The organism is Marinococcus tarijensis (genome assembly GCF_054971385.1).
Window position 1 is genome coordinate 18074 of record NZ_JBQOJA010000018.1, and the last position, 20125, is coordinate 38198.

Genomic DNA, 20125 nt, shown 5'->3' on the forward strand with positions numbered 1-20125 from the left:
GGCCCGGTGCCGGTCTCTTTTTTGCTATAATAGATAAAATCAAACTGAAAGGAGCGACTGCCTGTGCAGAGACGCCGTGTATCCGTAAGCGATTTAGCCTATGAAGCTTTAAAGCAAAACATTATTGAATTTCATTATTCCCCGGGGCAGGCGCTTCGCGAGGAACAGTTAACTGAAGAAATCGCAGTAAGCCGTACGCCGCTCCGTCAGGCGCTCTACCGTCTAGAGCTCGAAGGATTAATTGTAAAAAAAGCGAATGGGCGTATGGAAGTCCAGGCGCTCAGCATTGAAGAAGCCGTCGATATTTTTGCCGTCCGGGAAGCGCTCGAAGGACTTGTGGCTAAAGAAGCTGCCATGAGGGCATCCTCTGAGGCTGTAGCAGCTATGAAAGAAGCGCTTCTGCATATGGCTGAAGCAGATGAACGATTCACTTCCATTACGTATGGCAGCCGCTTCCATCATTTATTATATGAACACGCTTCGCCTACGGCGGTCCAGTTTTTAAACCAGCTGAACAGCCGCCTTGAAAGATACCGACGGCTCAGCGGCTACCGGCATCCTGATTATACAATCGACACTCCAGTATCTGAACATGAAAAAATCCTGGCTGCTATCGAACAAAAAGACGGCCCGGCAGCCGAGCATTACATGCGTGCCCATATCCGTAGAAGCCTTGCTTCTACGAAAGAAACGCTTGAATTCCATATTTCTTCTTTCTAGAGTCCCGACGAAAAGGGTTTTGCCTTTTTCCAAATAATTGTATACAATTATACAAAGAAGCAGCTTATGTTTTTAACCGTTTTTGAAAACGCTTTAAAATAAAGGAGGACCACTATGTCTGCAGAAAACGAGTACAGCCCCGGCCTTGAAGGGGTTATTGCTGCCGAGACGTCAATTTCCTATCTTGATGTTGAGGAGGAACAAATTGTTATACGCGGATACGACCTAATTGAATTAGCAGAAAACCGTCATTTTTTGGATGTTGCTCATTTACTTCTCTACGGCTCTCTTCCAAACGCAGCGGAGAAGGAGTCATTCCAGGACCGCCTTTATCAACAGCTCGAGCTGCCGGAACCCCTGACTTCATCCTTTTCATTATTTCCGGCCTCGATGAGTGCGATGGATATGCTCCGTACAGGCATTTCCCTGCTTGCCGGATCAGAAAGGCATATGCATGACCATTCCACAGAAGCCAATCAGGAAAAAGCGGTTAAACTGCTCGGTGCTATACCTGCCATTATGGCGGGCAGCTATCGTACGCAGCAGCAGGAACCGTTAATTTCTCCAGACCCTTCCATGTCTTTTAGTGCCAATATGCTTCACATGCTCACCGGGAAAACACCCACAGCATTGGAAACCGACGTGTTTGACCAGTCTCTTGTGGCCTACATTGAGCATGAAATGCCGAACTCCACCTTTGCAGCCCGGGTGATTGCCTCCACCCAGGCCGATATGTATGGTGCCTTCACGGGGGCGGTAGCTTCTCTGAAAGGGCCTTTGCATGGGGGAGCCAATGAAGCCGTTATGCATCTGCTGCTCGAGGCCGGCACCCCGGACGGAGTTGAGCATCTCTTCCGTGAAAAATTGGCCAACAAAGAACGAATTATGGGATTTGGCCACCGGGTGTATATGAAAAAAATGGACCCGCGTGCCCAACTGATGAAAAAATCACTGCACCGACTCGCGGAAAAGCAGGATCGCATGGACCTGTATGATATGTGCGTACGCGGTGAAGAGCTGATTGCAGAAGAAAAAGGACTGCATCCAAACCTCGACTACTACGCAGCGCCTGTGTATTATCTGCTCGGCCTCCCGATCGATCAGTATACGCCTATCTTTTTTGCATCCCGGGCTGCGGGACTCGGAGCTCACGTGATTGAGCAGCACAGCAATAACCGCTTGTTCCGCCCGAGAGTCAACTACACTGGCCCACGGGGCATCACGTTAACCTAAAGGAGGAAATAAAATGAACCAGACGATGCAGCAGACGGATGCTTTACTGACCGACATTGCCGACTATGTATATGATCAGGAAATCTCAAGCAGCGAGGCGTATGATACCGCCCGCTATGTATTAATGGATACGTTAGGGGCAGGGATCCTGGCATTACGATATCCGGAGTGCACGAAGCACCTGGGTCCTATTGTTCCGGGCACGATCGTCCCAAACGGCGCCCGTATGCCGGGCACCCAGTTCGAACTTGACCCGGTACATGCTGCTTTTAATATTGGCTGCGCGATCCGCTGGCTCGATTATAACGATACCTGGCTTGCTAAAGAATGGGGCCACCCGTCCGATAACCTCGGGGGCATTCTTGCCACTGCCGACTATTTAAGCCGAAAGCGGGTGGCAGAAGGCAGGGAGCCTCTGACGATGAACGATGTTTTAACCGCCATGGTGAAAGCCCATGAAATTCAGGGATCCATCGCTTTAAATCACAGCTTCAACCGGGTCGGGCTTGACCATGTGCTTCTCGTTAAAGTAGCTACGACAGCAGTGGTCACCCATATGCTCGGCGGCAGCAAACAGGAGATGATCAACGCCTTATCCAACGCCTGGGTGGATAACTCCAGCCTTCGTACTTATCGCCACTATCCTAACGCCGGCTCCCGTAAATCCTGGGCCGCTGGCGATGCCACCAGCCGCGGAGTCCGCCTCGCCTTAATGGCGGTCAAAGGGGAAATGGGCTACGCTACAGCTCTTTCTGCCAAAGGCTGGGGCTTTCAGGATGTCATGATGAATGGAGAAGAGCTGTCTGTGCCAAAAATGGATGCCTACGTGATGGAACACGTTCTGTTCAAAGTCTCCTTCCCGGCTGAATTCCACGCTCAAACCGCTGTGGAAGCCGCTATTGAACTGCACCAGGATGTAAAAGAACGGCTGCAGGATATTGAACGTATCGATATCGTTACTCATGAAGCTGCTATCCGTATTATCGATAAAACCGGCCCACTCCAAAATCCGGCGGACCGGGACCACTGCCTGCAGTATATGACAGCCGTCGGCTTGATCTTCGGCCGGCTTGACGCTGATCACTATGAGGATTCCGCTGCCGCAAACCCCGTGATTGACCAGCTCCGGAACAAAATGATCGTGAAAGAAAACAAACAGTACACTGAAGATTATCTGGATCCGTCTAAGCGTTCCATTCCCAACCAGGTGCAGGTTCATTTTATGGACGGCACGAGCACCGCTCCAGCAGAAGTGGAATACCCGCTCGGCCACCAACGCCGCCGGGAAGAGGCCAAGCCGCAGATTATCGAAAAATGCCGGCAGAATCTGAATGCCCACTACCCGCCGAAACAGGCCTCCCTGCTTCTGGAACAAATGCTCGACCATGACCGGCTGGCAGAAACTCCTGTTCATCACTTTATGTCAGACTGGGTTTACTAAAAGGAGGAAATACATTGAGTTGGTTAACCGAAGAACCTGTTTCCCAAAAAGAACTCGCCCAATTATTTCGTGACCGTATTAAGCAGAAGCCGGCGGTGAAGATTCCCGGTGTTCATGACAGCATGTCTGCACTGATCGCCAGAGACACCGGCTTTGATATTTTATATCTATCCGGCGCTGCCTATACCGCGAGCCGGGGCCTGCCGGATCTTGGCATCATTCATTCCCATGAAGTTGCTGAACGGGCCCGGGATATTGTTCGCGCAGCAAAGCTCCCTCTGCTCGTTGATATTGATACCGGCTTTGGCGGGGTGCTTGATGTGGCACGCACCGCCCGGGAAATGACCGAGGCCGGGGTGGCTGCCGTACAGATTGAAGACCAGGACCTCCCCAAAAAATGCGGGCATTTAAATGGCAAAAAGCTGGTATCGGCTGAAGAAATGGTTCAAAAGATTAAAGTTATCAAAGAAGTTGCCCCGACACTTGCCGTTATTGCCCGCACCGACGCCAAGGGCGTGGAGGGTATAGACGCAGCTATGGAGCGGGCGGCTCTCTACCGGGAAGCCGGAGCAGACGGCATCTTCCCGGAAGCTCTCTCCGCCGAGGAGGATTTCCGACGTGCCGGGGACAGCCTCAGTGGCACGCCGCTCCTTGCTAACATGACCGAGTTTGGCCGCACGCCGTATTATCATGCGGATCAGTTTGAATCATGGGGATTTAATATGATCATCTATCCGGTTACTTCACTGCGGGCCGCAGCCAAAGCCGTCGAACGGGTTTTTCAGGAAATTCACGACAAAGGTACCCAAAAGGATATGCTTGAGGATATGCAGACACGCGAAGAGCTGTACCGTACTATTTCGTACTACGATTACGAAGCGTTGGATGAAAAAATCGCAAAAACTGAGCTGCCGACAATCGATGAAGATTAAAAAAATAAAGCCGGGGGCGCCGCCCCCGGCTTTATTTGTCATCTTCGCTGTTTGATGACTCTTCTTCAAGCTCTTCTCCATAATACTCTTCGAGCACCCAGTCATTTTCGTGAAGCGTTCCGGCCAAATCTTCTCCCACGTACCGCACGTGCCAGGGTTCATACTGATAGCCGGTAATATCCGTTTTATCCTCAGGATAGCGGATTACAAAGCCATATTCATGCGCATTTTCTTCAAGCCACTCCCCTTCTTCCGTATCGCCGAGATCTGTCGTTAACGAATAGCCGACAGAGGAAGTACTCACGTCCATAGCCAGACCGCTTTGATGCTCACTTTCTCCGGCCCTTGCACTATATTTGTTCGCTTCTTCCTCCCCGTCTTCTTCCGCATTGGCTGCGAATATACTTTCCTGGCGGTCATACGAACGGTATCCCGACACAGCCGAAAGCTCAATTTCCTCTTCTTCAGCCTCCGCGAACATGGTTTCCAGCTGAGCTGCTGCTTCCTCTCTCATATACTTTTTCTGGGGTTCTCCCTCAAACGGGAAAGCCACATCCGGTATTACTAAGTTTTCCGGTTCGTAATCTGACGGCAGGTGGTATTCCCGGTTAATTAAAGCATCTGTAGCCGAGGGATTCTCCAAATCCCCGTCTTCTCCTCTCTCAGGTGGCCCCTCTCCTGCATCTGACTGTTCGTCATTCTCTGTTTCCTCTGTCTCCTCTTCTGCATCGCTCTCTGTTTCTCCCTGACTTTCTTCGTTATTTTCCTCTGAAGCGTCCGAAGAGGCTTCTTCAGCTTCATCAGTCCCGCTGTCTCCGTTCCCGCTATTTGCACAGCCGGCGCTGACCAAAAGCCCTGACATTCCTGCAACGATTATCCATTTTTTCATCATGGGCATCCTCTCTCTGCCATTCAAGGCGGTCTTCATGCTTTTCGTGTTTACGAAACCGTCTGCCTAGTTAATTATTCCTTACTTCCTCAAGAATTTTTCCATCCGTCTTTATGTTAGCATCTCAAGCGCCGATATAAACAGTAGAATCAAACATAAAAGGATTGATACGTATGGATAAGGCATCAATCATCGGTATTATAATAGCATTCGCAGCTATCATGAGCGGTATCGCCATAAAAGGGATGGAGCTCATCTCTCTACTGAATCCGGCCGCTCTATTAATTATTTTTGGAGGCACGATTGCCACTGTAGTAATTGCTTTCCCTGGTAATGAATTAAAAAACGTGCCGAAGCTTTTCGGTGTTTTATTTAAAAACCAAAACGAATGGAGCGTCGCCCAGCTTGTGCCCATGTTCTCCAGCTGGGCACAGACAGCAAGAAAGGAAGGCCTTCTGGCTCTCGAAGGGGACGTCCAGGATATCCAGGACCCCTTTCTCCGCAACGGTATGACGATGGCGGTGGACGGACAGAATTCGGACTTCATCCGTGACATTATGAGCGAAGAGCTCGAAGCCATTGAATCCCGTCATCAAACAGGCGTTTCTATTTTTACCCAGGCAGGAACCTACGCCCCTACACTTGGTATACTGGGCGCTGTGGTCGGTCTTATTGCGGCGCTTGCCGACATGTCTGACATTGATAAACTTGGAGAAGCAATCAGTGCTGCCTTCGTAGCCACCCTCCTCGGTATTTTCACCGGCTACGTGCTCTGGCACCCTTTTGCCAATAAACTCAAGCGCAAATCCAAGCACGAAATCCATGTCCGCAGTGTCATGATTGAAGGTGTATTATCGGTTCAGGAGGGCCAGCCCCCAAAAACGATTGAACAAAAGCTTCTAATGTACGTTCCGGCGAAGGATCGTGAAAAGATTATGGAAGCGGCCCAGGAAACCGAATGGAAGGAAGGGACCGAAAATGGCTAGACGGCGGCAGCGGAAAAAGGAAGAGGAGGAGCACGTCAGTGAAGCGTGGCTTCTTCCCTACGCAGACCTCTTGACCCTGCTGCTTGCGCTGTTTATTGTGTTATTTGCATCAAGCGAGGTGGACGCCCGGAAATTTGATCAGATTTCCGATTCCTTTAACTCGGTTTTCACTGGCGGAAGCGGCATCAACGAATCCGGAAGCTCTGTCGAAGAGCTGAATGCCGAAGACAACATCGATGAAAGCCCTCCGACAGCCACAGTCACCGAAGAAGCTGAGGATCGAAACGAACTTGCCGAGCTTCAGGAGAGAGTCGAAGGATTTATTGATGAACGGGGACTTGAGGGCCAGTTTACGACCCGCCTCTCCGATGACGGCCTGCTCCTTTCCATTAAAGACAACATCCTGTTCAATGTTGGGGAAGCAGAAATACGCGAAGAAGCTCTGGAAACGGCCGAGGATATGTCCGAGCTGCTTGTACTAAATCCCCCGCGCAACATTATTATCAGCGGCCATACGGATGACACCCCTATCGCGAATGCGGACTTCAGCACAAACTGGGAACTCAGCGTCATGCGGGCGGTGCATTTTATGGAAATTGTGCTCGAAAACCCTGACCTCGATCCAAGAGACTTCAGTGCCAAGGGGTTCGGCGAGTTTGAGCCGGTTGCTTCTAATGATACCGAAGAAGGCCGTGCCCAGAATAGACGCGTGGAGGTATTAATTCTTCCGCGTAACCAAACCGAATCCTCCGAATAAGAAATATCAAACCAAAAACTGGCTGCCCTTTACAGAGCAGCCAGTTTTCTATCTTTCCGTTTTCAATTGTTCTTTATTCTTTTCATGGACATGCTTTAACGGTGCTTCAAATTTATGACGGTCAATAAATGCAAAAATGGCGCTCTCCACGTATGGATCTTCCAACGATTTTTTCGTATTTTCAATATACCATTCTGAATCCCGGAGGCGTTTCTCTATTTCTTCCGGCTTCGAAGCAACCAGACCATGTCCCGGAACCACGGTATTGTATTTGCCGTCTTTCCAGAGTTCATCCAGCTTCTTTAACGTAAACTGGTAGGACTCGCTGTGATATTCAATAATCGGGATCTCTACATTGCTTAAATAGTCCCCGGCGATACAAAGACCGAGCGGCTCTACGATAGCCGCCAGTCCATCCACGGTATGACCCGGCGCCAGATAGAACGTAATTTTAGTTTCTCCTTCTGTAAGCACCTGCTCATCCGAGTCAACAATGATATCCGGCTTCGGATACATGGCTTCATAGCTGCGGTGAATATAGTATGCACCGTCAAACTCTTTCATTTCCTGCACAATCTCTTCTTTATCCGACCTCGCATTAAATCCACGGGAAGCAATGATAGTTGCTTCGGGGAAAGCGCCGGCTCCAATAATGTGATCAAAATCCGAATGAGTCAGCAGCAAATATACCGGCTGGCCCTTTTTTCGTTCTTCAACAAAATTCCTTATTTCTTCAATTTCGGCTGGAAGCCATGTAGGATCTGTGATTAAAATTAAATCATCTGTCACTACGACAGTCGTATTTGTCTGATAGAGCTCGCTTTGGAATACGCTCCATTGTTCACGGTCTAATCTTTTTGCCACACTGATCACCTTCTTATTAGTCTTCATTTACAGTTTCTTTCCCGAAAATGAAAGGTTTCATTCATGAATTGAAGTATTATTTTATTGAATAATTATATAAATTCATATAAAAGCAGAGCGGCCACTTTTGTTTTTCATAAGCAAATCGTTCGCATTCACCCTCCCTTTCTCTTATCGTACACATACATCCTAATACAAAAGGAGGGAATTTTGTTGCTGAAGCAATGGATAAAAAGCCTCTCTTTCTCAAAACGCTGCTACTACTGCAGATCAAAAACTCCTTATATGCGCCCCTACTTCACAAAACAGGATGAAAAAGTATTTGTCTGCGAAAAATGCCTCGAATACGCTGAAAGAAGGGCTATGCAGCGAGCCGACTAGGAAAAAACGTACGTCATTTTCGTTTTATATATATCGTTTTACGCTTATCTCTTTTTTCGGTCCTGATCTATATTACAATAGAGAAAAAGACCGATTGGAATTGGAGGGGCCCCGATGAACGAACATGATAAGGAAATGCTCGAACTAATTGAAACTGGCGTGGTAACGTTAATGCGCCGGGCAGATTTTAAGCGGACGCTTGACAGTCAGGCAAGCAGCCTGGATCGTTCCGCATATTTGATTCTTCAGGTGCTGCACCAGCAGAGCCCCCGTTCTGCACGTGAATTAGCTGATCACTTCCTCCTCGATATTTCGACACTCAGTCGCCAGATTCACTCGCTGGAGAAAAAAGGTTTTGTTTCCCGCCGCCCGGATCATCACGACAAACGGGTCAACCAGATTTTTATTACGAACGAAGGAATCGAGGCAATCAATACGCTGAAGCAGGAACGGATTCATATGTATGACAGTCTGTTAGCTGACTGGGATAAGGAAGAGCGTGACCAATTTGCCCAGCTGCTCGAGCGATTTAATAACACCCTCGTACAAAAAAGGGGTCTTCCTTCTTCATAATTCACATGCCGGGCCCTCGAGCAGGGCCTGGTTTTTTTACCAAAAACAAGAACGTTTGTTCGTTTAAAATGTTTATTTTGAGGTATACTCTATAGAAAGAAACAATTGTTTCATCAAAGGAGGGATGGGCCGTGGAGCGGGTTATTTTCCTTATTGACATGCAGTCGTTCTACGCCAACGTTGAAAAGCTGTATTATTCCAATCTGCAGCATAAACCAACAGCTGTAGCCGGAGATCCGTCCATCCGTAGCGGGGTGATTTTGGCTGCCTGCCCTATTGCCAAACGCGAAGGAGTGAAAACAGCCGAAACACTTGGAGAAGCACAGCAAAAGTGTCCAGGGCTCGCTATTATCCCTCCGCGCATGGAGCTGTATTTAAAAATTTCTGTACAAATTGCCACAGCGCTTGAAGCCTACACTGATAAAATAGAACCCTACAGCGTGGACGAGCTGTTTGCAGATATGACACATACATACAAACATACCGCTTCCACGCCGGAGCAGGCAGCTCTGTTCATCAACCGGCATCTTCTTCGGGCGTTCGGCGTCTATCCCCGGACCGGCATCGGAGCAACCAAGGTTCTCGCCAAAATGGCCTGTGACCATTTTGCCAAAAAATCGGCCGATGGGATTTTCACCCTGAAGCAGGAACAGCTGGCTTCCACACTTTGGCCTCTGCCTGTGAATCATCTGTTCGGAGTCGGGCGCCGGATGGAAAAACACCTGCGGCAGATGGGGATTCGAAAAGCCGGCCACCTTGCTGCCTACCCTGTGGAAGAGCTGCGGCACCGCTTTGGCCTGAACGGAGAGCTTCTATGGCAGACAGCGCACGGCGTTGACCCTTCCCCTGTCTCTCCCGGCACTCATACGCGCCGAAAGGCTGTCGGCCACCATATGACCCTCCCCCGTGATTACTCGAGCTGGGATGATATCAGCATCGTGCTTCGCGAACTGAGCGAAGAGGCGGGGCGCCGGGCCCGGGCGGAGGGCTGCATCGGCTGGACAGTCGCCGTAGGAGCCGAAGGCCATGATAAAGGCAATTCTCTTCATTTTCAGCGGCAGGCCTCCCAGGCCGAACCGATTAATGACGGCAAAGCTATCTACGAAGCCGCCGCCTCCCTGTTTCGTAAACATTGGACATACTACCCGGTCCGGGGACTGAGCGTCAGCCTGCAGCAGCTTGAAAGCAATCAATTTATGCAGTTGGATTTGTTTTCCGAAAAAGAGCAACGGGAAGATTTAAACAAAACGATCGATGCCCTCAAAGACCGGTACGGACCGGCAGCTGTGCTCCAGGCCTCATCACTTCTACCCGGCGGCCAGGCCCTTGCCCGCGCAGAAAAAATCGGTGGTCACTACAAGTAGATCCCGTCTCCTTCAGGAACAGGAGTTGACGGCAAAGCCGAAAAACGGGATGCTGTAATAAATTGTACATCCAAGGAGGAAAACTTATGAAGGAATCATCTGAACAGTTTCTATACGATCTGCTCCAAACTCCCTCTCCATCCGGCCACGAAATGGCTATTCAGCGTAAGTGGCTTCAGTACGTCTCTCCGTATGCGGATGAAGTTCACACAGACACGATAGGCAATGCCTGGGGCGTCATCAATCCGGAAGCCCCGTTTCACGTACTTTTAGCCGGTCACTGTGACGAAATCGGCTTTCTTGTAAAGTCTATCGACAGCAGCGGCTTCGTACGGGTGGAAAAGCTTGGCGGCATCAGCCAGGCACCTGCACTGGGAATGAAAGTGACCTTTCAGGGCAGGCAGGGACCTATCACCGGCGTTACGGGCGTCAATGCGGAACACAAGGGCGGTAGTAAAAAAGATTTCGCCTTTTCCGATCTATACATAGACTTTGGAGCTAATAGCAAAGAAGAAATGGAAAAATATCTTTCCGTCGGCGATGCAGGCGTTTATGAGCGCACGCCCGAAAAGTTGTTAAACAACCGTTTCAGCGGACGGGGGCTCGACAACCGGACAGGGGCCTTTATTACTGCAGAAGTTCTGCGCCGTCTGCACAACAAACGCCCGGCGGTGGGCGTCTATGGCGTGAGCACGGTCAACGAAGAAACAAACATGGGAGGGGCTCATTTTGCCGGCGCCGGTCTCCGTCCGGATTTAGCAATTGCCCTCGACGTTACATTTGCGTATGATTACCCCGGGTCCAATCCGAATCAGGAAACAGAAGTAGCACTAGGCGGCGGTCCTGTCCTTGCCAAAGGAGCTCCGATTCACCCGACCGCTAATGAAGGGCTGGAGCAGGCGGCCAAAAAAGCCGGTCTCTCCGTGCAATACGAGCTCACTCCGCGGGTGACCGGTACTGACGCCGACCGGCTTCGTCTCGCTGGCAACGGTATTCCAAGCGTCAATGTATCTCTTCCTCTCCGGTATATGCACGCCCCGGTGGAGACAGCCAGCATGGACGATATCGAAAATGTTATCGAGCTGCTGGTCGAATACATTTGTTCCCTGCAGGAAAATGAAGACCTGCGGCCTCTCCGTCCGTAATTTACTTTTGTGTATCTTTTATTTCACGCTCTCTTCTTTTTCCGGAAGAGAGCTTTTATCATTTGTACTTTTTTGATTCAAGGCTGTTCATTTGAAGCTAAAACCGCTACGATACAGTTATGAATATTTGTATCTACATCACTTAAAGGAGCTGCAGCCAATGGAAGAACGCTTAGCAGAATTCGGACAAATCATCGATCAAATTATTTCCCGGGTGCCGGGGACCTTCGGCGAAAATATCGCTGTATTTGTTCTCGCTATTTTATTGTATCTTTTACTGCGTCCTATCTTTTTTTTATGGAAACCGGCAGCGGCCCGGCTGTTAAAAATGCTGTGGTACGCAGCCCTCGGTTATGTTCTGCTGCAGGAGGCCGGATCCATTTTCTTCATTCTTGGCTTTGCAGCTGCTGTGGAGGCATACGACCAGTTTTTTCTCTTTTTTGAGGAACGAAAACGGCGGGCTTCCATCCCAAAGGCGGAAGCAAAAACACGGACGAACCGGAAAAGAAAAGGAAGCTCTTAGGATCAGCTGACATTTAAGGAGGTTTTACATAATGAATTTTGCCACTGTGGGAACAAACTGGATCACCGAAGCGTTCATTCAGGCTGGCAGTTCGCTTGAAGACTTTCAGCTGCAGGCGGTATATTCACGGAATATTGAACGTGCCCAAACGCTTGCGGATCAGTACGATGCGCCTTCGGCTTACGATGATTTAGAGCAGCTTTGCCGGGACACAAACGTTGAAGCGCTGTATATTGCAAGCCCTACGAGACATCACTTTTCCATAGCTATGGCCGGTATCCAGCACGGCAAGCACATCATCTGTGAAAAGCCGATGTGCTCTAATGCGGAAGAGGCAAAGCGGCTTCTTGCCGCTGCTTCAGAATACGGCGTCACCATTATGGAAGCGATCAAAAATATGTATTTCCCGGCCTGGGAGACTGTTTCGAACCACCTGGAAGAAATCGGAAAGCTCCGCCGGGCATCGATTTCCTATTGCCAGTATTCGAGCCGCTACGACGCCTACCGCGAGGGGACCGTGCTCAACGCTTTTAAGCCCGAGCTTTCCAACGGGGCCTCGATGGATATTGGCATCTACTGCCTCCACCCCGCCCTTGAACTCCTCGGCATGCCGCATACAGTACAGGCGCATGGCTATCTGCTTGAAACCGGAGCCGACGGCCAGGCCGCTGCTCTTTTAGGCTATCCCGAAGCCCAGGCTGTTGTCAGCTATTCAAAAATTTCTGCTTCCACCCAGCCAGTGGAGCTGCAGGGTGAAGACGGCACGATCACCATTGACCATATTAACCATATGCACCGGGTTACCCTTACAAAAAAAGATGAAACGACTGTCCTCTGGGAAAACAATCAGGAGGATTCCATGGCTCACGAAATACAGGCCTTTATTCAGCTGTGCGCCGGTGAAGATGTGCCGCACATTCCTATCGAACGCTCTATTCAAGTACTGCAGGTGCTTGATGAAATACGTGCACAGATCGGCGTCCGCTTTCCTGCAGATACCGAGGAGTAGCGGAAGGTGATGAATCTTTCCTTTTTTTCCTTAATAAATGAAGGGTTAAGTGCTGTATTTGCCGTAGACCTGACTCAGGAATATGTATTTTTCCTGTTCAGCTTTGCCTTTTTTCTTCTCTTCCGGCCGCTGTGCTTTTTATGGATGCCTCCGCTTCAGCACCTGCTTCGATGCTCGTGGTACGGAATTATTGCTGTAGCCTTTTTTCAGGAATGGGCCGGAGCGCTTATTATTATTTTTTTCGCTCTTGCTGCGGAGTGCTGGCATCTGCTGTTTGCTGCTATGGAAACAAAATCCGGGAAAAGTTCGTCTTAAAAACGGGCTTTTCTTTTTATATGCCCTATGTTAGAATCCTCTCTTGTGTGCAAAAAACAGACGTGTCCCATAATACATAAATCATTTAACAAGGAAGTAGATTCTACCATGAGTTCCACACAGGCAGTATCGTCCAAAAAACGGATCGGCCTGGCTATTCTGTTGGGCTCGCTGGCTGCATTCGGCGCTTTGACTATCGACATGTATTTACCCAGCTTCCCTTCTATAGCCCAGGACCTTGATACGAGTGCATCGCTTGTCCAGCTCAGTTTAACAGCCTGCCTGCTCGGCCTCGCCTTTGGCCAATTAATCGTCGGCCCTATGAGTGATGTGAATGGAAGAAAAAAACCGCTATCTATTTTCTTATTTATCTATATTGCCGCTTCTATTTTATGTATATTCGCCCCAACAATCTGGATCCTGATTGCCTGCCGTTTCCTGCAGGGGTTTTCAGCTTCGGCCGGCATCGTTATTTCCCGGGCAATTGTCCGGGACATGTATTCCGGGAAAGAACTGACAAAATTCTTTTCCCTGTTGATGCTTGTAAACGGCCTTGCTCCAATACTTGCTCCAGTGCTTGGCGGAGCCATTCTTAACTTCACGACATGGAACGGCGTCTTTGCCGTACTAAGCGCAATAGGAATTATTATCTTTATTATTGTTTTATCCCTGCTTCCGGAAACCCTCCCGGAAACGAACCGTTCCGACAGCGATATAAAAGAAACTGTACGCACCTTTGGCAGTTTATTAAAGGACCGTTTGTTTATGGGCTTCGCCCTTGCCCAGGGATTAAAAATGGCCGGCATCTTTGCTTATGTTTCCGGCACGCCGTTTGTCTATCAAGGCATTTACGGAGCTTCCCCGCAAACCTTCGGCTTTTTATTCGCGCTTAACGGTATTGGCATCATTATCGGATCGCAGACCACCGGCCGGCTCGCCGGCATTGTACCGGAACGAAAAATACTCACCTTCGGGCTCGGGCTGACCCTCATTTCGAGCTCCGTTCTATTAACAATGACCGTGATTCAGGCACCGCTTGCCGCTATCGTCATTCCAATGTTTTTCGTCGTTTCAAGCCTCGGGCTTGTAAATACAGCTTCTTTCTCTCTTGCGATGGAAGAACAGGGCCACCGGGCTGGCAGCGCTGCTGCGTTAATCGGGCTGCTTCCATTTTTATTCGGCGCGGCCTCTGCCCCGTTGGTTGGCATCGCCGGAGAGCATACAGCGGTACCGATGGGAATTGTGATTTTTGGAGCAGACGCTGCAGCAGTACTCAGCTACGTGTTACTAGCGCGTGCTTCGAAAACTCCTTCTGCCGAAAAAGAAAAAACCTCTCGGGACTCCTATTATAAAAATGCAAAACCAAAAACAAGCTCATAGCCTGAAATGCCCGGAGTGCTGAAGCCTCCGGGCATTTCAAATTTTTGTATAAAACCCTATATCAACGAAAACCCCGCAGCTGTAAGCCTGGCTGCAGGGTTTATTCATTAATCCTCGATTTTTTTCCATTCCTTTGCCGATTCTGCTGCTTTTTTTACTTCTTCAAGCGTTTTCCCCATCCCTGCTTCGACCGCAGCGATGTACGCTCCTTCCACAAGCGGGGCATCAGCTATTGTAATACGGCCTTCGAGCTCCGGCAGCATTTCAAGAGCCATTTCCGCATTCATTAATGCACTGCCAATGTCAAACAAAAGCAGCACGCCCTCTTCCGTCGTAACCGATTCCACAGCGCCGGTGATCCGGTCTACACTAGTGCCGATTTCTCCGTCTTCAGTTCCGCCTGCTGCAGCGATGGCAACATCCTCCTGCTTCGTCTGAGATACGAGATCCACGATGCCGTCGGCGAGCTCTTTGCTATGAGAAATAACGATGATGCTGACTTTAGCCATTAAGAGGCCCCCTCTTTGTACACTTCTGCCAACGCTTCAAAAACGAGCTGCGATGAAAAGGCTCCAGGGTCCATATGTCCCTTTGAACGCTCGCCTAAATAGGAAGCTCTTCCTTTTTTGGCAATTCGGTCGATGGTAGCTTCTGCTTCGCTTGCTGCCGTTTTGGCAGCCTTCTCTGCGTCTGCGCCGTGCTCTTTCATTTCATCCCGTACAGGAATCCATACGTCGAGCATTGTCTTGTCCCCGAGGGAAGCCTTGCCTCTCGTTTCGATACCGCCGACGGCGGCCTCGATGCCTTCGGTCAATGCTTCGCTGTCAAGCACGTCTTTACCCTTCCATACATTGGCGGCTTTAAGAAATGCCGTACCGTATAATGGCCCCGAAGCTCCTCCCACTTTCGAAATGAGTGTAGAAGCCACATCTTTATACATGGCGCCAATGTCATCGTAGGAAGCTTCTTCCACTTTGTTGGCTACTTCCTGAAAGCCGCGGGCCATATTATGCCCGTGATCTCCGTCTCCGATGGCCTGATCCAGCTCGGAAAGCCTGTCCTTATGCTCCTGCATTTTTGCATTGATTCGTAGTGCCCATTGCTTCATTACTGCTGCGCTTAGTTCCATGAAAGCTTCACTCCCTGCCGGATAGTAACAGTTGTTTCCGTTCTTCATCGAGGTTTAAAATCGTTACCGAGCATCCTGTCATTTCAAGCGACGTCATATATTCTCCTACAAAGGTTTTCTTTACGTGAATACCACGGTCCTTCAACAGCTGAATAGCCTTTCGTGCCACAATGTAAAGCTCCATTAAAGGGGTCGCTCCCTGGCCGTTGATCATTAACGCTACTTCGCTGCCATCATTTAGGTGCATATCATCGAGCACGTGCTGAACCAGTTCTTCCGTCACGGCGTCTGCCTGCATCAGCTCGCGCCGCTCTACGCCCTGCTCGCCGTGAATGCCGGTTCCAATTTCCATCTCGTTCTCATCGAGAGTGAAGCCGGGTTTGCCGGAGGCCGGAACGGTACACGGAGAAAGGGAGACTCCCATCGAACGCACGTTGTCAGCCACGCCCTGGGCAATTGCTTCCACCTCGTCCAGGCTTTTTCCCTCAGCCGCTGCTGCCCCTGCAATCATATGCACAAGGGTCGTTCCTGCTACACCGCGGCGGTCCTCCGGATTGGAAATCGCTACATCATCCCGTACAACGACCTGTTTAACTGTAATGTCTTCTGCTTCTGCGAGATCGGCAGCCATATCAAAGTTCATGACATCCCCGCTGTAGTTCTTGACGATCAAAAGAACCCCGGAGCCGCTGTCGACAGCTTTAATGGCTTCAAGCACCTGGTCGGGTGTCGGAGAGGTGAATACTTCCCCGCTCACTGCCGCATCGAGGAGCCCTTCCCCGACGTATCCGGCGTGAGCAGGCTCGTGTCCGCTGCCCCCGCCGCTGATCAGCGCCACCTTACCCTTGACCGGAGCGTCTGCCCGCACGATGACATTTGTGTTTTCAATCGCCCGTAGCTTATCAGGATGAGCGGCCACCAATCCTTCCACCATTTCAGAAACAATCTGATCCACACCATTAATGAGCTTCTTCATTTCTTTTCCTCCCTCAGTCTATAATCTTGCTTTTATATCTTGGATTTGAGCAATATGACGCTCTTCGTGGAGACCGATCATTTCGAGCCACTGATGAAGAGGCATAGGCCCAAAATTGGGATGCGAAATGGAACGTGCTGCTAATTCCTCACTGGTATGTTTTTCCTCCAGGTGACGGATATAGTCTCTTGTTTCCTTCAGTTCTTCAAGCAGGCCCTGCTTCCCATATTCCATGTCCTCCGGCTGGAGCTCCTGCGGGGCTTCTGCCGGGCGGCGCCGGTATTTCATCATTTGAATCGGCTTTTCTTCCGCCCTCGTGGTAGGTTCTGTTTCCAGGGCGCTTTTCATACTTCTTCCTACAAAGGCTTCAAACAACCGGAGGTGCTCGACCACCTGGGCCACGCTCCAATCAGTGGCGTCTGTTTTTATGTTCCAATCTGCTTCCGGCACTGGTTCGATTTCCTCCAGAAGCTGGCTGCGTACATTTTCAGTATATTCCATCTCAAAACCTCCATCTAACACAAGGATTCGATGTGTATGTTCGATAATCCTTCTTTCTTCCTTGCATACTGTTTGTTCCCTTTTTCAAGAAAAATAAATCCTAAACAAGGGTGCAATTTCACACATAAATCTCCTCATTTTCGGGCAAAGAGAACAAAGGCAAAAAGGAGAGAATGCTTATGAGTTTTAACTATGAAGAAGATTTTGACCGTGTTAATTTTCGTGAGAAGCCAGAAAAGTACCGGGTAGGACGCGGGGAACAGGGCGTTTTAATGGTGGAACCGTACAAAAGCGAAATTCTGCCGTACTGGAGGTTTAAGACCCCGGACATTGCCGAGGAATCTTCCCGGCAGATTTACGAATTGTTTTTGGAGTATAAAAAACAAAAGGATTTCGTCGGAATGGATATGGCAAGAAAATTTCTGCAGATGGGCTATACGCGCTCACGACGGTACGCCAACTATAAAGGAGGCAAAAAATACGACAAGAACGGTAACGTGAATGAACGTCAGATCAATGAAGAAAAAGCTGAATCCGCCCGGATTTTTGAGGAAAAATGGATTAAGGCACGGGAGGACGAAACCTATTTATCATGGAAAAAAGACCATCAGCAAAAATATGGATGACTTAAAAAGTTAAACAGCTTCTTTATTTCACCTTTGCGGCCACGCCCGCTATCCGCTCAGCTGCTTCTTTTAAGCGCTCTTCCTCTTCGAGCAGACCAATGCGGACGTACCCTTCTCCCATGCTGCCAAAGCCGTGGCCCGGCGCAACTACTACACCCGCTTCTTCGAGCAGTTCTTCGGTAAACGAAGCGGAGGTGTAGCCTCCTGGCACCTCCATCCATACAAAAAAAGAACCCCGTGGCGCCTGCACCGCTACGCCGTGATCATGAAGCGCCTGAATAAATACATTTCTCCTGCTTTCATAAACCTTCAGTATATCTTCAGCCATCTCTGCTCCGTGATCAAGCGCATACGCTGCTGTTTCCTGAACTGCGCCAAACAAACTTACATACAAATGATCCTGAATTTTATTGATCATCTCTATAACCGAAGCATTTCCCACCGCCACAGCTGCACGCCATCCGGCCATATTAAACGTTTTCGAAAGGGTGTACATTTCCACCCCCACTTCCTTGGCTCCGGGGGTCTGAAGAAAGCTGGGCGGTTTTTCGCTGTCGTAGCCGAGCGACCCATAGGCAAAATCGTGAACGACACAAATATGGTGCTGCACAGCAGTCCGGAGCGTTTCTTCAAAAAATTCCGCCGTAGCGGTACCGGCAGTCGGATTGTTAGGATAATTTAAAAACATCATTTTTGCCCGGTTCAGCACATCTGCTTCAATCTGCCGAAAATCAGGGCGAAAACTATTTTCTTTTTTTAGCGGCATAAAAGCCGTTTCTGCATTGGCAAGAGCTGTTCCCGAAAGATAATCAGGATAACCCGGATCCGGCAGTAAAGCAGTATCCCCCGGGTTAAGGAGACACTGACTGATCTCCACAAGCCCTGTTTTTGCACCGAATAAAACCGCCACTTCCGTTTTTGGATCCAGCGTCACACCGTATTCCCGCTGATAAAAATCAGCCGCGGACTGCTTCAAAAAATCATAGCCCCGAAATGGGGAATATTTATGATATTCCGGCTTTTCAGCGGCACTCCTCATTTTTTCCACGATAGGTGCCGGCGTCGGCTGATCAGGATTTCCCTGTCCCAGATTGATTAAATCCCTGCCTTCTTCTTTCAGTGCCTGGACTTTTCTTGAAAGCGAAGCAAAAAACTGTTCCGGCAGTCGGTCGATTTGTTCAGACGGTTCAAATCGCATAAAATTTCCTCCTGTACGCAGAGTCTCCCTCGTATATTTTACAATCGTAAAAACAAAGTACCCTCAGTGTAACGTTAAATAAATAAAAGCACATCCCTTCTATTTTTTGTTTAGTTCCAGAGGTTTACATTGTAATTATAAAATGAATACCATATAATAGTCATGCAAATGATTATTATTATCAACTAGGGGGGGGATATACATATTGGTTAAAAAGTGGATTTCTTTATTTGCAGTTGGATTCGCCTTTTTATTTGTGCTTGCCGCCTGCGGCAATGGTTCATCCGGAGGCTCCGGAGAAAATGAAGACAGCGGGGAAAATGCGGAAGCAGAAACAAGAACAGTCACTGATCCGACCGGCCGGGAAGTAGAGATTCCGGCAGATCCGCAGAACGTCGTAGCCCTGCAGAATGTGGCAGACATGCTGATTCTTGATGAACAGCCAATAGGCACTTCTGAATATTATCTCGATACGTACGGCGATCAGCTCGAAGGAGTGGAAAGCGTTGGCGGCGATACGCCAAACGTAGAACAGATCAACGAGCTTGACCCGGACATGATTCTTTTATCGGACTATCAGTCTGACTCTCTCGACCAGCTCGAACAAATTGCTCCGGTATATATGACTTCCTTTGATGATACACCGGAAGAGCAGCTTCAGAATACTGCTGATGCATTAAATGAAGAAGACGCAAGCGAAGAATGGCTGACCCAATATGAACAACAGGCCGAGGAAGCCAAACAGACACTTGCAGACAATGACGTGCCGGAGGATGCAACTGCAGCCGTCGTCCAATTTATCGGTAAGGAAGTATACGTGCACGACCAATCCGTCTTTGCCGGTTTGTATGAAGGCGCCGGGCTTGAACCAACAGCAGGTGTCGAAGAAAATACGGAAACGCAGGCTATCTCTCTTGAAACAGTGCCTGACTATGTGGAAGGCGCAGACTATCTGTTCGTCCTAACCGATCAGGGAGAGCCGACAGAACAGTCCGAGGAGCTTGTGGATGATCTGCTTGCTGATACCGAAGCCGTTCAAAACGACCAATTTTATTATGTAAATAATACAAAATGGAGTGACTTCACGCTGCTTGGCCGAGAATATCAGCTCAACGATTCAGTAGAAAAAATCACCGGCGAATAAAACAGAGGCCCGTTCTTTTAATAAGAACAGGGCCTTTTT

At 49.3% G+C, this 20125-nt stretch carries 22 protein-coding genes; 15 read left to right on the forward strand and 7 right to left on the reverse strand.

Translation table 11 applies throughout. The features are described from left to right. Nucleotides 1-63: 63 nt before the first annotated feature. The 4 genes from ACTTK7_RS11070 to prpB all read left to right on the forward strand — a co-directional run bounded on the left by ACTTK7_RS11070 (nucleotide 64) and on the right by prpB (nucleotide 4326). Nucleotides 64-720, forward strand: a complete 657-nt coding sequence (locus tag ACTTK7_RS11070; RefSeq protein ID WP_462868175.1) for a GntR family transcriptional regulator — start codon at nucleotides 64-66, stop codon at nucleotides 718-720. Nucleotides 721-834: 114 nt separating this feature from the next. Then, nucleotides 835-1953, forward strand: coding sequence for a citrate synthase (gene mmgD / locus ACTTK7_RS11075; protein WP_462868176.1), 1119 nt, complete (start codon nucleotides 835-837; stop codon nucleotides 1951-1953). Between the two features lie 13 nt (nucleotides 1954-1966). Beyond that, on the forward strand, nucleotides 1967-3394 hold the full coding sequence (locus ACTTK7_RS11080) for a bifunctional 2-methylcitrate dehydratase/aconitate hydratase (RefSeq protein WP_462868177.1): 1428 nt from the start codon (nucleotides 1967-1969) through the stop codon (nucleotides 3392-3394). Between the two features lie 14 nt (nucleotides 3395-3408). After that, complete coding sequence (prpB, locus tag ACTTK7_RS11085; protein ID WP_462868178.1) at nucleotides 3409-4326, forward strand: methylisocitrate lyase; 918 nt, start codon at nucleotides 3409-3411, stop codon at nucleotides 4324-4326. A gap of 31 nt (nucleotides 4327-4357) precedes the next feature. Here prpB and ACTTK7_RS11090 read toward each other — a convergent pair whose 3' ends face one another. Then, nucleotides 4358-5215: a M15 family metallopeptidase gene (locus tag ACTTK7_RS11090; protein ID WP_462868179.1), complete on the reverse strand. Its 858-nt coding sequence runs from the start codon at nucleotides 5213-5215 to the stop codon at nucleotides 4358-4360. 173 nt (nucleotides 5216-5388) lie between these two features. Between ACTTK7_RS11090 and motA the strand changes: the two genes are divergently transcribed. Both motA and motB read left to right on the forward strand, forming a co-directional pair. Further along, nucleotides 5389-6201, forward strand: coding sequence for a flagellar motor stator protein MotA (gene motA / locus ACTTK7_RS11095; protein WP_462868180.1), 813 nt, complete (start codon nucleotides 5389-5391; stop codon nucleotides 6199-6201). Beyond that, nucleotides 6194-6958 (forward strand): flagellar motor protein MotB, encoded by a 765-nt coding sequence (gene motB, locus ACTTK7_RS11100; RefSeq protein ID WP_462868181.1) that lies wholly within the window; start codon nucleotides 6194-6196, stop codon nucleotides 6956-6958. Before motA ends, motB begins: the two co-directional genes overlap by 8 nt. Before the next feature lie 48 nt (nucleotides 6959-7006). Here the strand turns inward: motB and ACTTK7_RS11105 are convergent, their stop codons facing one another. Next, complete coding sequence (locus tag ACTTK7_RS11105; RefSeq protein ID WP_462868182.1) at nucleotides 7007-7822, reverse strand: MBL fold metallo-hydrolase; 816 nt, start codon at nucleotides 7820-7822, stop codon at nucleotides 7007-7009. A 495-nt stretch (nucleotides 7823-8317) separates the two neighbouring features. On the opposite strand from ACTTK7_RS11105, the gene ACTTK7_RS11110 reads away from it, so the two are divergent. The 7 genes from ACTTK7_RS11110 (at nucleotide 8318) to ACTTK7_RS11140 (ending at nucleotide 14512) form a co-directional block, all read left to right on the forward strand. Continuing rightward, the gene (locus tag ACTTK7_RS11110) at nucleotides 8318-8776 is read left to right on the forward strand and encodes a MarR family winged helix-turn-helix transcriptional regulator (RefSeq protein ID WP_322526611.1); all 459 of its coding nucleotides are present in this window, start codon (nucleotides 8318-8320) and stop codon (nucleotides 8774-8776) included. A 131-nt stretch (nucleotides 8777-8907) separates the two neighbouring features. Then, a complete protein-coding gene (locus tag ACTTK7_RS11115; RefSeq protein ID WP_462868183.1) occupies nucleotides 8908-10140 on the forward strand; it encodes a DNA polymerase IV in 1233 nt (410 codons plus the stop codon). 86 nt (nucleotides 10141-10226) lie between these two features. Continuing rightward, nucleotides 10227-11285 (forward strand): M20/M25/M40 family metallo-hydrolase, encoded by a 1059-nt coding sequence (locus ACTTK7_RS11120; protein ID WP_462868184.1) that lies wholly within the window; start codon nucleotides 10227-10229, stop codon nucleotides 11283-11285. 160 nt (nucleotides 11286-11445) lie between these two features. Then, the gene (locus tag ACTTK7_RS11125; RefSeq protein ID WP_462868185.1) at nucleotides 11446-11808 is read left to right on the forward strand and encodes a hypothetical protein; all 363 of its coding nucleotides are present in this window, start codon (nucleotides 11446-11448) and stop codon (nucleotides 11806-11808) included. A gap of 31 nt (nucleotides 11809-11839) precedes the next feature. Beyond that, a complete protein-coding gene (locus ACTTK7_RS11130; protein WP_462868186.1) occupies nucleotides 11840-12817 on the forward strand; it encodes a Gfo/Idh/MocA family protein in 978 nt (325 codons plus the stop codon). A gap of 9 nt (nucleotides 12818-12826) precedes the next feature. Then, the gene (locus ACTTK7_RS11135; RefSeq protein WP_462868187.1) at nucleotides 12827-13132 is read left to right on the forward strand and encodes a hypothetical protein; all 306 of its coding nucleotides are present in this window, start codon (nucleotides 12827-12829) and stop codon (nucleotides 13130-13132) included. A 108-nt stretch (nucleotides 13133-13240) separates the two neighbouring features. Further along, complete coding sequence (locus ACTTK7_RS11140; RefSeq protein WP_462868188.1) at nucleotides 13241-14512, forward strand: multidrug effflux MFS transporter; 1272 nt, start codon at nucleotides 13241-13243, stop codon at nucleotides 14510-14512. Between the two features lie 107 nt (nucleotides 14513-14619). Here the strand turns inward: ACTTK7_RS11140 and dhaM are convergent, their stop codons facing one another. The 4 genes from dhaM to ACTTK7_RS11160 are packed head-to-tail and all read right to left on the reverse strand — an operon-like array spanning nucleotide 14620 to nucleotide 17118. Continuing rightward, on the reverse strand, nucleotides 14620-15021 hold the full coding sequence (gene dhaM, locus ACTTK7_RS11145; RefSeq protein ID WP_091614182.1) for a dihydroxyacetone kinase phosphoryl donor subunit DhaM: 402 nt from the start codon (nucleotides 15019-15021) through the stop codon (nucleotides 14620-14622). Then, the gene (gene dhaL / locus ACTTK7_RS11150; RefSeq protein WP_462868189.1) at nucleotides 15021-15641 is read right to left on the reverse strand and encodes a dihydroxyacetone kinase subunit DhaL; all 621 of its coding nucleotides are present in this window, start codon (nucleotides 15639-15641) and stop codon (nucleotides 15021-15023) included. The genes dhaM and dhaL overlap by 1 nt, the downstream gene beginning before the upstream one ends. Nucleotides 15642-15648: 7 nt before the next feature. Beyond that, nucleotides 15649-16617 carry a dihydroxyacetone kinase subunit DhaK gene (gene dhaK, locus ACTTK7_RS11155; protein WP_462868190.1) on the reverse strand — a complete coding sequence of 323 codons (969 nt, stop codon included), beginning with the start codon at nucleotides 16615-16617 and terminating at the stop codon, nucleotides 15649-15651. Between the two features lie 18 nt (nucleotides 16618-16635). Next, complete coding sequence (locus ACTTK7_RS11160; protein WP_462868191.1) at nucleotides 16636-17118, reverse strand: DinB family protein; 483 nt, start codon at nucleotides 17116-17118, stop codon at nucleotides 16636-16638. A 179-nt stretch (nucleotides 17119-17297) separates the two neighbouring features. Between ACTTK7_RS11160 and ACTTK7_RS11165 the strand changes: the two genes are divergently transcribed. Further along, nucleotides 17298-17744: a DUF4385 domain-containing protein gene (locus ACTTK7_RS11165; protein ID WP_462868192.1), complete on the forward strand. Its 447-nt coding sequence runs from the start codon at nucleotides 17298-17300 to the stop codon at nucleotides 17742-17744. A 22-nt stretch (nucleotides 17745-17766) separates the two neighbouring features. Here the strand turns inward: ACTTK7_RS11165 and ACTTK7_RS11170 are convergent, their stop codons facing one another. Further along, nucleotides 17767-18942, reverse strand: coding sequence for an aminotransferase class I/II-fold pyridoxal phosphate-dependent enzyme (locus ACTTK7_RS11170; RefSeq protein WP_462868193.1), 1176 nt, complete (start codon nucleotides 18940-18942; stop codon nucleotides 17767-17769). Between the two features lie 205 nt (nucleotides 18943-19147). Here ACTTK7_RS11170 and ACTTK7_RS11175 point away from each other — a divergent pair, with 205 nt between their 5' ends. After that, on the forward strand, nucleotides 19148-20086 hold the full coding sequence (locus tag ACTTK7_RS11175; protein WP_462868194.1) for an ABC transporter substrate-binding protein: 939 nt from the start codon (nucleotides 19148-19150) through the stop codon (nucleotides 20084-20086). Nucleotides 20087-20125 lie beyond the last annotated feature (39 nt).